Genomic DNA, 12,572 nt, shown 5'->3' on the forward strand with positions numbered 1-12,572 from the left:
TTGAGGGCGGATCACACGCCTCGTGGCGGCCGACGACTGAGTACGACTCAGGGCTTTCCCCGATTCCCCCGCGGCGCACGACCGCATAGGTTGTCGATCATGCCCGAGACGAACACGGATGTGCTGGTCGGTCGTCAGGACGAGATACGGCGGCTCAACGCCTCGCTCCATGAGGCGCGTCAGGGCCGGGGCGGTGCCCTGGTCCTGCGCGGTGAGCCGGGCATCGGCAAGAGCGTGCTGCTGCGGCATCTGGATGAGGCCGCGACCAGATTCCTCGTGATGCGGGCGTCCGGGGCGGAGTTCGAGATGGAGCTGCCGTACGCCGCGCTGCACCAGTTGCTCGCCCCCGTCACCGGCCGGCTGACGGAGCTGCCCGCGCCGCACCGCAAGGCGCTGCGGATCGCCTTCGGTCTCGACACCGGCACACCCGATCCGTTCCTGGTCGGCGTCGCGTCGCTGGGCCTGCTGGCGGAGACCGTGCAGGAGCGCCCGCTGCTGTGTGTCGTGGACGACGCACAGTGGCTGGACCAGGCGTCCGCCAAGGCGCTGGCCTTCCTGGCCCGCCGGATCTCGGCCGAACGAATCGCCCTCGTGTTCGCGGCGCGCGAGCCCAGCCGTCTGCCCGAACTGGACGGGCTGCCCGCCCTTTCGCTTCAGGGACTTGGCGAATCCGATGCCCGCGCGCTGCTGGCCGCGGCGGTCCGCGCCCCGTTGGACGAGCGGGTGCGCGACCGGATCCTGGCCGAGGCGCGCGGCAACCCCCTCGCGCTGCTGGAGCTTCCCAGGACCGCCGGTCTCGCCGGGATGGCGGGCGGTTTCGCTCAGCCGGACTCGGTGCCCGGCGTGATCGAGCAGAGCTTCCGGTCCCGACTGGAGCTACTGCCGCCGGAGGCCCGGCTGCTGGTGACCGTCGCCGCCGCCGACCCCATCGGTGATCCCGGGCTGCTGTGGCGTGCGGCAGCGCTCCTCGGTGTCGACGCGGCCGCCGAACAGTCCGTCCCACTGGTCGAGTTCGGCACCCGGATCCGCTTCAGCCATCCCCTCGCCCGCTCGGCCGCCTACCGCGCCGCAGCCCCGGAGGAGCGGCGCAGGGCGCACGAGGCACTGGCCGCCGTGACCGACCCGGTCGCCGATCCCGACCGGCGGGCCTGGCATCGCGCCCAGGCCAGTGCCGGCCCCGACGAGGAGGTCGCCGCCGAGCTCGAGGTCTCCGCCACCCGCGCCCAGGAACGCGGCGGCCTCGCCGCGGCGGCGGCCTTCCTCGAACGCTCCGCCGCGCTCACCATCAGCCCGGTCCAGCGCGCCGAGCGAGTCCTCGCGGCGGCCTCGGCCAAGCTCTCGGTGGGCGACTTCGACACGGCGGCCGCCCTGCTCACCACCGTCCCCACCGACGACCCCGGCCAGGCCGCCAGGGCCGACCTGCTGCGCGGGAGACTGTCGTTCGTCCGCCGCCGCGGCGACGAAGGACCCACCGCCCATCTCCTGCGCGCCGCCGCCGGGTTGGCGGCCACCGACCCTGCCTGGTCGCGGGAGTGCTATCTGGACGCCATCGAAATGGGCCTGCTGCTCGGCGGCCTCGTCCAGGTGGTGGAGACCGCAGGAAAGGCGGCCCCGCCGTCGGGCGATCCGGTATCGACCGCGGCGGCGGTCCTGACCGGCCTGATCAGCCTCGTCGGCGACGGGCATGCGGCGGCGGGGGAGATCCTCAGGCCGGTCCTCGGCGACACCGACGACCAGGTGTGGGTCAGACGCCCGTCGCTGGGCTTCATGGTCGCCACCGAACTGTGGAACTTCGACGCGCTGCACGCCATCGCCACCCGTGCGGTCGCCGCCGGCCGCGAGTCGGGCTCCTTCCACGCGCTGCCCATCGCACTGGCCATGCAGGCCACCGCGAACGTCCACACCGGCGACTTCGGTACGGCGATGGAGCTGATCTCCGAGGAGGAGGCGATCGCCGACGCCACCGGCGCGGCCCCGCTCGTCTACCCGCGCCTGCATCTGGCGGCGCTGCGCGGACGACACAAGGAGGCCGCCGAGCTGTTCGCAACGGTGGACCACCGGATGAGCCTGAGCGTGCAGTGGGCGACGGCCGTACTCCACAACGGCCTGGCCGACTATCCCGCGGCGCTGAACGCGGCGAAACAGGCCATCGAGTACGGCGCCGTCGGCACGGCCGGCCTTGCCCTGCCCGAACTGGTCGAGGCCGCCACGCGCTGCGGCGACACCGATGCCGCCGCCGCGGCCCTCGCCTCGCTCCAACAGCGCACGCAGACAGGCCGCCACGCGTGGGGACTCGGCGTCGAGGCCTACGCGCGTGCCCTGGTCACCGAGGACGAGTCCGCCTACCAGGAGGCGATCGCCCTGCTCGACGACAGCGCGCTCGTCGTCTACCGGGCCCGCGCCCATCTGCTGTACGGGGAGTGGCTGCGCCGTCAGGGCCGCCGGCGTGACGCCCGGTCCGCGCTGCGGCTGGCGCACGAGCCGCTGTCCGGCCTGGGGTTGGAGGCCTTCGCCGAGCGCGCCGCCGGCGAGCTGCGCGCCACGGGCGAGCAGGCCCGCAGCCGCACGTCGAACGCATCGGACCAGTTGACGATGCAGGAGGTGCACATCGCACGCCTGGTCGCCGACGGCGCCACCTCCAAGGAGGTGGCGGCGAAACTGTTCCTCAGCCCACGCACGGTCGACGCGCACCTGCGCAACATCTTCCGCAAGCTTCAGCTCACCTCACGCAGGCAACTGCGAGACCTGCCGGGCATCCGCTAGCCACAGGGTGGTGGCCGCCGCCTCGGGCCCGTTCATCGACTCCACCGGTCCGGGCCACCGCAGCCCGTACTTGGCCCGATAGGCATCGGAGACGCGCCGGACGAGCCCGGGATCGTCGACCGGCTGCAGGATGACGGTCCGCCGGACCCCGGCCACCTCCACCTGCGTGTCCGCCTGCCGCAGGACGCGCCGGTACCAGGCACTGCGCCGTCCGAAAGCCGAGCGGACATACGCCTGCCCGTCGACCACCACCACCCAGACCGTCCTGGCCGACCACCGGCCGTCCGCATGCCGTACCCGCAAGTCGATCTCCGCCGCGTCCATGACCGTGTCCATGGACCCACCTTCACCGTGCCGGCACTACCTACGCGTCGGTGGTCATCACCTACATAGGCGGGCTTCGCCGACGCGAGAGTGGCGCTCTCGGAACGAGGGTGAGTGGCATGACGAACACCGACATGAACCTCGCAACCGACACGGCCTCGAAGAAGAACGAGGACGCCAAGGAGAGCCAGGGCGCCACGGAGAACAGGGGCGCCAAGAAGAGCAAGACCCAACGGCGCGCCGCCAAGGCACTGGCGTACTTCGCCCTGATCTTCACCGGGCTCGCGGTCCTGGCCGAGCCATGGCTGCTGATCCCGGTCGCCGCGCTGATGCTGGCGATCTCGCTCTGGGACTGACCAGGGCGCCGGGGGCCCCGCGCGTCAGAACGGCGATGTTCCTGTCCGCGTCCCGTGCGGCTACGGCAGGTGGAAGACGCGTCCCAGTGCGTGGGCCAGCGCGGGCACGGTCCCGGGAGCAGCCAGCGGTGACAGCCGTGCGCTCAGATATCCGTCCGGGCGGATGAGAAAGGCCGTCGGGCCGTCGACGCCGTACAACTGCTCGAACTCCGCCGCGCCGTCGCTGAAGGCGGGCAGGTGCAGGCCGTCGGCATCGCTCTGCGCGCGGGCGGCTTCCGCCGTGTGCTCGTGCCGGGCGACAACGAACGCGGCCACCTTGCCGCCTGCCAGCCGGTGGGCGGTGGCGGCGGCCTCGCGGCACGCGGTGAGCGCGTCGGCCGAGTCGGTGTAGAGCACGAGGACGTGACCGCGATCGCGCAGCAGGTCATACAGGCGCAGCGGAGTCGCGGCCACGCCTGCGACGAGGTTGCGGCAGTCGGGAGCCCGCTCACCCGGCCCTGGCCCCTTCCCCGCGCTCGACCCTGGCGATTCCGAGGCGCCGTTATCTGCCCCTGCCCCTGCCCCTGCCCCTGCCCCTGCCCCTGCCCCTGCCCCTGCCCCTGCCCCTGCCCCTGCCCCTGCCCCTGCCCCTGCCCCTGCCCCTACGCCCGCGCCGTCGGCCGCGACCACCGGACTGTCCGGGTAGGCGACAAGTAGCTGCGCCTCGCGCAGCATCACCGTCTTCATGTCCTGCGAGGGCGCCCGGATGCCCTCGGTGGCATGCCGGACGGTGCGGCCGACGACTTCCTCGCCGACAGGCCGGCGCTCGGCGTTATAGCTGCCGAGGAGTTGCTGATGAGCGTCGCCCGTCAGCGTCAGGGCCAGCTTCCACGCGAGGTTGTAGGCGTCCTGGATACCGGTGTTCATGCCCTGGGCGCCGGTGGGCGGATGGATGTGCGCGGCGTCCCCGGCGACGAAGACCCGGCCGACGCTGTACCGGTCGACGAGGCGGTGACTGATGCGGAAGACCGACGACCAGCGCAGGGCGGACGCGGTGGTGGGCTCCGGGGCCAGCCGGTCGAGGACCGCCTGGACGTGCTCGATGCGGGGCGCGCGTCCGCCCTCCAGCCCGTGGGCCACCGTCTCCCGCGACGCGGCCCCGCCGGTGCCCTCGCCATTCGCCGACAACTCGTCAGGTACCAGCATCGACATGCGGTAGCGGCCATCGCCGGGCAGCGGGATGCAGACCAGGGCATCGTCGATGCGGCCCTCGGCGTCGTGGTGCATGGCCCGCACCCCGTAGCCCTGGGGAAGACCCCAGTCCACCTCGACGTCGGCGAGCATGTACTCCTCCGCAAAAGCGCCCCCCTCGAAGGCGAGTCCGAGTTGCTTGCGGACGATGCTGTGCGCCCCGTCGCAGCCGATCAGGAAGCGTGACCGCAGCTCCTGCTGGGTGCCGGATGCCGTGACGATCCGGCTGACGACCCCGTCCTCGTGCTGTGTGAACCCCACCAGCTCGGTGCCCCGCTCGATCCCGGTGCCGAACCGTGCGAGATGCTCCTCGAGGATCCGCTCCGTCTCGTACCTGGGGCAGGGACGCGAAGACGTACGGGACCTCGGGCGGCAGCCTCAGCTCGATGCGGGCCTGCTCGACCCCGTCGGCGTACATCAGCTGTCCGCGCAGCGGCACGGCGACCTCCAGAGCGGCACGCACCATGCCCATCCGGTCCCAGATCTCCAGCGTCCGAGGTTGCACGCCCACCGCCTTGGCGTACGGCAACCGGGCCGGAAGCCTGTCGATGAGCCGGCAGGCGACACCCTGACGCCGCAGCTCCGCGGCCGCGGTCAGCCCGACCGGTCCCGCACCCACGATCAGTACATCCGTGTCCACCACAGGCGTCTCCCGCCAGGAGAGCCCCCCTTCTGCCTTGCCTCAATCGTCCACCGCCGACACGGGACGAGCGACTCAACAGGGGGCACCGAAGGCCGCTGACACGTCGCCGCCGCGGTAGATCGGCCCGGTCCGGCGTGACCATCGTCGGGAAACGGGCACACGACTGATCAAAGAGAGATCCCGCCCGAACGATCCAAGGAGCGCTTGATTCCAAGCCGCCGCTGCCCTCGGAGGCCGTGGAGTTGCTGCGCCGAGCCAACCCGTGCGTGATGGCGACCCTGCGTTCGGACGGCACACCGGTATCCACTCCCACCTGGTACCTGTGGGAGGACGGCCGCGTCCTGATCAGCCTCGACGAGGGCCGCGTCCGCCTCAAGCACCTGCGCCGCGACCCGCGCGTGACCCTCACCGTCCCCGACGGCGACGACTGGTACACGCACATCACACTGATCGGCCGCGTCGTCGAGACGCACGACGACGAGGACCTGAAGGACATCGACCGTCTCGCCACGCACCACATCGGCAAGCCCTACCCCGACCGTGTCCGGGCCCGCGTGAGCGCCTGGATCGAGGTCGACCGCCGGCACGGCTGGGGCGCGATGAAGGACAGCGACCAGGCTTCCGGCTGACAACCCGCCCGCAGAGCAAGACGGCGGCGACCCCGGGCCGTAATCGCAAAGGGGTGGACCCTCCCACCGTGGGAGGGTCCACCATGATGGCGTGCGGGACGAACTTCTCACCATCGGGCGCTTCGCCCGACTGTGCCGGCTCAGCGTCAAGCAGCTGCGCCACTACGACGAGACGGGGCTGTTGACCCCGGTCCACGTCGACGCCGCCTCCGGCTATCGCTACTACGCGCCCGAGCAGGCACGCGACGCCCTGACCGTCGCCCTGCTCCGGGACATGGATCTTCCGCTGGCCGTGATCGCCCGTACCCTCGCCGCCGAACCCGAGTCCAGGGCACAGATCCTGCGCGCCGAACGGGACCGGCTGGCCGAACGGATCAGCAAGGACCAGGCACGGCTGAGGATGCTGGAGCGACTGGCAGAACGCGGCCTGCCCGGCTACGAGGTGACGATGAGTCAGGAACCGGAACGGCGCCTGGCCGTCGTGCGCGCGGGCTGCACCCCGGCGGAGATCGGGGAGAAGGTCGCAGAGTGCGTGGCGCGGCTGCTGCCCGGGCTCGGCCGGGCCGGGGTCGCCTGGGAGCCGCCCCTGTGGGCTCTGTACCCGCTGGACCTTCAAGAGCCCATGGAGATCGCCGTGGGAGTCCAGACGCCGCCGGGGGAGGCGACGGAAGCGGTCCCTGACTTCGAGGTGCTGCCCGGCGGACCCGTGGCCGAGACGGTGCACGTCGGCCCGTACGCACAGCTGCCCCTGGCCTACAACGCGCTCTTCGCCGTCATCCACGAGCGCGGGCTGCACCCGAAAGCACCCGCACGCGAGGCCTACCTCGTCGGGCCGGCCGAGGCGCCGCCGGAAGACCTGCTGACCCGGCTGATCATCCCGATCCAGGAGAGCACGGCATGACATTGCTGGACGTCGACGCCCGCGGCACGCAGCACTGCGAGACGACAGCTCTGGGAGTGCTGCTGCGCACCCAAGGGCTCGATCTTTCCGAGCCCATGCTCTTCGGCCTCGGCTCGGGTCTGTCCTTCGTCTACTGGGACAGCAAGAAGATGGCCTTCCCTTTCCTGGGGGGACGAGTGAAGCCCTTCGACCTCACCAGGAATCTCGCCTCCAGACTCGGGCTGGAGCTCGTCGTGCGGGAGACCGGTTCCCCCCGCAGGGCGTGGGAGAACGTGGCAGCCCCCATCGACTCGGGCCACCCCGTCGGACTGCAGCTCGACAGTTTCCATCTGGACTACTTCGGGTCGAAGGTGCACTTCGGCGGGCATGTCGTCGCCATGTACGGCTACGACGACCACGACGCCTACCTGGTGGACACCGACCAGCAAGGCGGAGCGGTGACCACGAGCCTGACCAGCCTCGCGCAGGCAAGAGCCGCACGCGGCCCGATGACCGCCAAGCACCGGTCCTTCACACTCACCGTTCCGACGGACCTGCCCTCCCCCCAGGTCCGGATCACTGCCGCCATCACGGCCTGTGCCGACGCCTTCCTCGACCCGCCCATCGCCAACCTGGGCCACCGCGGCATCGAGAAGGCCGGCAAGCTGGTACGCACCTGGCTCCAGCGCACCGACGCCCCGCACCGGGACCTGCCACAGGCAGCCCTCATGATGGAGAAGGCCGGCACCGGCGGCGCACTGTTCCGCAACCTCTACCGCGACTTCCTCGCCGAATGCACCGACCTGCTCGACAGCGATCACCTGCGCGCCGGACACAGGCTGTACACCGAGGCAGCCACGCTGTGGACGGAAGCCGCGGCACTGATCACGAAGGCCGGCGAATCAGGCGACGCACAGTGCCTCGACCGGGCAGGCGCCGTCCTGCACGATCTCTCCCGCATCGAGCGCGAGGCCATGCGGTCCCTGAGCCGTCTGACCGTACCGGCCCGGAATCCGGCACCTCCCGCAAGAGCCGATTGAGGTCGATGGAACCGGTTCGACCCGTGATGCGCGGGCACTCGGGCGTGGCCGACGGGCAATCCGGTCGAGGCACCCTGGAGGTCTCCATGGCCGTTCGCCATCGTCTGATCCACGCCGACCCGAGTGCCGTATGGGCCGTACTCGCCGACGGCAGACGGTATGCGGAGTGGGTGGTGGGGACCGCGCGGTCCGAGCCGCTTCGCGGGCGGTGGCCGGACACCGACGCCGCGATCCGCTACGAGGTCCGGGTCGGCCCCGCCCGGCTGTTCAACGAGACGGTCGTTCGCCGCTGCGAGCCCGGTGTGGCCATGGAGCTGGAGGCTTACGCCGGTGTGCTGGGCACGGCACGTATCGCGATCGAGCTGCGGCCGTGGGGCGAAAAGTGCCTGGTGCTCGTGGACGAGCACCCCCTCCAGGGAGCGGGCGGCCGGCTGCACAACATGGGCTTCGAGGCACTGATCCAACTGCGCCACCGGGCGATGCTCGCCCGCCTCGCCCGGCTCTGCGAGAGCGAGGCGCAGGACGCCCGTCGCGCCCCACGGAGGGCACCGGCCGCGTCGGCGGTGCCGGGCGTGGACGGAGCCGGTCGTGCCTGACGCCGTGGTGATCGGCGCCGGACCCAACGGTCTGGTGGCCGCCAACGTGCTGGCGGACGCCGGGTGGAGCGTCGAGGTGCTGGAGGAACAGCCGGAGCCGGGCGGCGCCGTCCGTCACGACCGCGGCGTCGACCCCGACTTCGTCAACGACGTCTTCAGCTCCTTCTACCCGCTCGCAGCCGCCTCCCCGGTCCTGTCCGCCCTGCGGTTGCAGGACTACGGGCTGCGGTGGAGCCACGCGCCCAGTGTGCTGGCGCATCCCCTCACCGACGGCAGCTGTGCCGTGCTGGACCGGGACATCGGCACCACTGCGGCGTCCCTGGATGCCTTCGCACCGGGCGACGGAGCCGCGTGGGAGCGGCTGCATGGCGTGTGGCAGCGCCTGCACCCCGACCTGCTGAACTCTCTGTTCACCCCGTTCCCGCCCGTGCGCTCCGCGGCACGGCTGGCGTTGCGGCTGCGGGCCGCGGGCGGTCTGCGCATGGCACGCTCCCTGGTACTGCCGGTGCGCCGCCTGGGGGAGGAGGAGTTCGACGGTCAGGGAGGCCGGCTGCTGCTGGCCGGCAACGCCCTGCACGCCGACCTCGCCCCGGAGTCGGCCGGCAGCGGCGGCTTCGGCTGGCTGATGGCCATGCTCGGACAGACGTACGGCTTCCCCACCCCCGTCGGTGGCTCGGGCGCCCTGACCCAGGCTCTGACGCTGCGCCTGAAGGCCCGGGGCGTGCGGGTGCGCTGCGGGCAGCGGGTCGAGCGGATCGTCGTGCGCGGCGGGCGGGCCGTCGGCGTGCGTACGGCGGTCGGCGACGCGGTACAGGCACGCCGGGCGGTACTGGCCGATGTGTCGGTTCCCGCTCTGTACGGCGATCTCCTCGAACCCGAGCACGTGCCCGACCAGCTCCTGGACGACCTGCGTCGCTTCCAGTGGGACTTCGCCACGTTCAAGGTGGACTGGGCGCTCGACGGCCCGGTGCCCTGGGAGGCGGAGCAGGCGTCCCGGGCAGGCACCGTCCACCTGGCCGACGGCATGGACGAACTCACCCGCTTCGCCGCACAGATCGCGATGCGGCAGGTCCCGGACCGTCCCTTCCTGCTGTTCGGCCAGATGACCACCGCCGACGCCACCCGCTCCCCGCTGGGCACCGAATCAGCCTGGGCCTACACCCACGTGTCCCGCGAGATCGCCGCCGACGCCGCCGACGAGGGCATCACCGGCCGCTGGGACACCAAGGACCAGGAACTCATGGCCGACCGGGTCGAACGCCAGGTGGAACGCTTCGCGCCCGGTTTCCGCTCGCTGATCCGCGCCCGACGCATCCTGGCGCCCCCCACCCTCGAGGCACTCGACGCCAATCTGTGCGGCGGAGCGATCAACGGCGGCACGACCGCGATCCACCAGCAACTCGTCTTCCGCCCCGTGCCCGGCACCGGGCGCCCCGAGACCCCCGTCCCAGGGCTCTTCCTGTCCTCCGCCGGGGCACACCCGGGCGGCGGCGTGCACGGCGCGCCGGGAGCCAATGCCGCCCGGGCCGCCCTGCACCGCCACCGGCCACCCGGCCTCGCGCGTGCCCAACGACTCCTGAGCCGACGTGACCGCACCGGAACCGCGCACTGACTGATGCAGACGTTCCTGCCCCACCCCGATTTCCGGCAGACGGCCCTGCTCCTCGACCGGCGCCGACTGGGCAAGCAGCGGGTCGAGGCGCTCCAGGTCCTGCGCGGTCTGACCGTCCCCGGCTACGGGTGGCGCCGGCACCCGGCCGTTCGGATGTGGACCGGGTACGAGGAGGCCCTCGTCCGGTACGGCTTGGAGATCTGTCGGGTCTGGCGGGAGCAGGGACACCGGGACAGCTGCGCCGCCTCCCTGGTCGCCGGACTGGCCGTGCACCGACCGGGCGTTGCCGTACGCGATCAGACGGAATTGGCCGCCGCAGGTGAGCTGCCGCCCTGGCTGGGCGACGAGGCCTTCCACGAGAGCCACCGTTCGGCACTGGTCCGCAAGGACCGCGAGGTGTACGGCGACCTGTTCTCCGGCGTCCCCGACGACCTGCCCTACGTGTGGCCGGCATCGGACCGTGAACCCCGGTACGTGCCCACCGGCAGGTGAGGCGCACGGGCATGGCCGGTTTCGGGTCGGCATCGCGGACACTGGCAGCAGGAGAGGGGAGGCCGACCGTGCTGACCTCAGTCCGTGACCAACTGGGCCAGGCCCTGTTCCGCCGCGTCGCCGGCCCCGACGGCCCGGCCACACGCGCCCGCATCCATGACACGCCCGGCCCGCGCTGGTTCGGCCCGGATCGCCCGATCCGCACGGTCCACGGTGACGCCTCGATGTTCATCGGCGGACTGAGCGCACTGCTGCTGCAGTCCCTTCATCCGCTCGCCATGGCGGCCGTGGCCGGTCACTCCGGATACCGCGGCGACCCGTGGGGCCGACTTCAGCGCACGAGCTCATTTCTGGCCGTGACGACCTACGGCACCGCTACGGACGCCCAGCAGGCCGTGGACCACGTTCGCGGCATCCACGAACGGATCCGCGGGACGACGGCCGAGGGCCTGCCCTACCACGCGGCTGATCCACACCTGCTCGGCTGGGTGCACGCCGCCGAGACCGACAGCTTCCTGCGCGCCCACGAACGCTACGGAGCACACTCGCTGGACGACGCCGCCTACGACGCGTACGTGGCCGACGCGGCACGCATCGCGGAGGCACTGGGGGTGATCGACCCGCCACGCGACCGCCGCGAACTCGTCGAGCGGCTGTCCGCGTACCGGCCCGAACTGCGGGCCGGTCCCGAGGCCCGTGCCGCCGCCCGCTTCCTGCTCTTCCAGCCGCCCCTGCCCCTCGCGCTGCGTCCCTTCTACGGAGGCCTTGCCGCGAACGCCGTCGCACTGCTCCCGCCCTGGACCCGCAACATGCTGTGGCTGCCGCGGCTCCCGGTCGTGGAGGACCTCGCCGTACGCCCCACCGGCCAGGCACTGACCCGGACCATCCGCTGGGCCATGCACCGCTGAGGAGCGACGGCTGGCTGCGTACGCGTCCTGTGCGACCCGGGCGGGGCACCCGCCCTGCCTCTTTGCCCGCACGGCCGACGTATGTCCGCGGCAGTTGATGAGGGCCGGCGAGGACGTGGCAGCCGGGTCGTCCGCGGGTACTCGGTGGCTGCACGGCGGTGAACGGCACCGCCCCAACTTCGCGGAGTGACGTTCCCATGACTCAGCATGTCCGCGACGTCATGACGACCGACCCGATGACCGTGGAACCGCAGGCCTCGGTGCAGGCGGTGGCCCGGATGATGCGCGACGAGGACATCGGCGCGGTGCTGGTCACCGAGGGCGGGCGGCTGCGCGGGCTGGTCAGTGACCGTGACCTGGTGGTACGCGCGGTGGCCGAGGGCGGCGACCCGGACCGTACGACCGTGGCCCAGGCGTGCAGCGAGGACCTGGTCACGGTGGGACCCGACGACGACCTGATTCTCGCGGTGCAGGTGATGCGCGAGCATTCCGTGCGGCGTGTGCCTGTCGTCGACCGAGAAAGCCACCCGGTGGGCATAGTCGCCCTCGCCGACCTCGCCATGGAACGTGATCCAGGCTCGGCCCTCGGCGACATCAGCGCCGCGCGCCCCAACCAGTGAACCGGCAACGCCCCGTGGCCGGCCCGAGATCGAGAGGAGGGCGCGCCATGACGAACCCTGATCGCGAGCCCACACGAGCCCCAGGACACGACCCCGGAAAAAGGGGAGTACCACCCGGTGAGACCCCGCCCGCCGAGGACGACACCACGTCCGCCATCTCCTATCCGCAGTCCGAGCTGCGCAGGGGCTGGGGCCCCATGCCGATCGTCCTGATCATGCTGGTCGTGGCGCTGGTGGCGATCGGGCTGATCGCGATGGCGGTGGACCTGATCGCGTAGCGTCGGCGGGCGAGCACGGCATACGACGGCGAAACCGGGGCCGGGGTCTCCGGCTGCCCGAGCGCCCAGAGGCCCCCTCACTTACGCTCGTTTGTGCGAGCTGCATCTCAAACGCGCAGGCGGCAGGCTTACGTCCCGGGGGACTGGGAACTCAGAGCACACCACAGCCGCCCCACCGCCCGGGGTCGGGTCGCCCCCTCC

The 12,572-nt window shown here is 71.9% G+C and carries 12 protein-coding genes and 1 pseudogene; 11 read left to right on the forward strand and 2 right to left on the reverse strand.

What is annotated here, in order from left to right:
* Window positions 1-99: 99 nt before the first annotated feature.
* A complete protein-coding gene (locus ACZ7L5_RS32440) occupies window positions 100-2,763 on the forward strand; it encodes an AAA family ATPase (protein ID WP_471521230.1) in 2,664 nt (887 codons plus the stop codon).
* On the opposite strand, the gene ACZ7L5_RS32445 is transcribed toward ACZ7L5_RS32440, so the two are convergent.
* Window positions 2,725-3,099 (reverse strand): DUF2255 family protein, encoded by a 375-nt coding sequence (locus ACZ7L5_RS32445; RefSeq protein WP_471521232.1) that lies wholly within the window; start codon window positions 3,097-3,099, stop codon window positions 2,725-2,727. The genes ACZ7L5_RS32440 and ACZ7L5_RS32445 overlap by 39 nt on opposite strands.
* A gap of 107 nt (window positions 3,100-3,206) precedes the next feature.
* On the opposite strand from ACZ7L5_RS32445, the gene ACZ7L5_RS32450 reads away from it, so the two are divergent.
* Window positions 3,207-3,443, forward strand: a complete 237-nt coding sequence (locus tag ACZ7L5_RS32450; protein WP_471521234.1) for a hypothetical protein — start codon at window positions 3,207-3,209, stop codon at window positions 3,441-3,443.
* 60 nt (window positions 3,444-3,503) lie between these two features.
* On the opposite strand, the pseudogene ACZ7L5_RS32455 reads toward ACZ7L5_RS32450, so the two are convergent.
* Window positions 3,504-5,316, reverse strand: a pseudogene (locus ACZ7L5_RS32455) (FAD-dependent monooxygenase).
* A gap of 191 nt (window positions 5,317-5,507) precedes the next feature.
* Between ACZ7L5_RS32455 and ACZ7L5_RS32460 the strand changes: the two are divergent.
* The 9 genes from ACZ7L5_RS32460 to ACZ7L5_RS32500 all read left to right on the forward strand — a co-directional run bounded on the left by ACZ7L5_RS32460 (window position 5,508) and on the right by ACZ7L5_RS32500 (window position 12,371).
* Complete coding sequence (locus ACZ7L5_RS32460; protein WP_471521526.1) at window positions 5,508-5,945, forward strand: PPOX class F420-dependent oxidoreductase; 438 nt, start codon at window positions 5,508-5,510, stop codon at window positions 5,943-5,945.
* Between the two features lie 91 nt (window positions 5,946-6,036).
* Complete coding sequence (locus tag ACZ7L5_RS32465; RefSeq protein WP_471521236.1) at window positions 6,037-6,846, forward strand: MerR family transcriptional regulator; 810 nt, start codon at window positions 6,037-6,039, stop codon at window positions 6,844-6,846.
* Window positions 6,843-7,865, forward strand: coding sequence for a BtrH N-terminal domain-containing protein (locus ACZ7L5_RS32470; protein ID WP_471521239.1), 1,023 nt, complete (start codon window positions 6,843-6,845; stop codon window positions 7,863-7,865). The genes ACZ7L5_RS32465 and ACZ7L5_RS32470 overlap by 4 nt, the downstream gene beginning before the upstream one ends.
* Window positions 7,866-7,951: 86 nt before the next feature.
* On the forward strand, window positions 7,952-8,461 hold the full coding sequence (locus ACZ7L5_RS32475) for an SRPBCC family protein (RefSeq protein WP_471521241.1): 510 nt from the start codon (window positions 7,952-7,954) through the stop codon (window positions 8,459-8,461).
* The gene (locus tag ACZ7L5_RS32480; protein WP_471521243.1) at window positions 8,454-10,073 is read left to right on the forward strand and encodes a phytoene desaturase family protein; all 1,620 of its coding nucleotides are present in this window, start codon (window positions 8,454-8,456) and stop codon (window positions 10,071-10,073) included. Before ACZ7L5_RS32475 ends, ACZ7L5_RS32480 begins: the two co-directional genes overlap by 8 nt.
* A 3-nt stretch (window positions 10,074-10,076) precedes the next feature.
* Window positions 10,077-10,565, forward strand: a complete 489-nt coding sequence (locus ACZ7L5_RS32485; protein WP_471521245.1) for an MSMEG_6728 family protein — start codon at window positions 10,077-10,079, stop codon at window positions 10,563-10,565.
* 68 nt (window positions 10,566-10,633) lie between these two features.
* A complete protein-coding gene (locus ACZ7L5_RS32490) occupies window positions 10,634-11,473 on the forward strand; it encodes an oxygenase MpaB family protein (RefSeq protein ID WP_471521247.1) in 840 nt (279 codons plus the stop codon).
* 197 nt (window positions 11,474-11,670) lie between these two features.
* Complete coding sequence (locus tag ACZ7L5_RS32495) at window positions 11,671-12,093, forward strand: CBS domain-containing protein (RefSeq protein ID WP_362385500.1); 423 nt, start codon at window positions 11,671-11,673, stop codon at window positions 12,091-12,093.
* Between the two features lie 47 nt (window positions 12,094-12,140).
* Complete coding sequence (locus ACZ7L5_RS32500) at window positions 12,141-12,371, forward strand: DUF6480 family protein (RefSeq protein ID WP_328884035.1); 231 nt, start codon at window positions 12,141-12,143, stop codon at window positions 12,369-12,371.
* Window positions 12,372-12,572 lie beyond the last annotated feature (201 nt).

The organism is Streptomyces sp. NPDC107528, assembly GCF_055639295.1.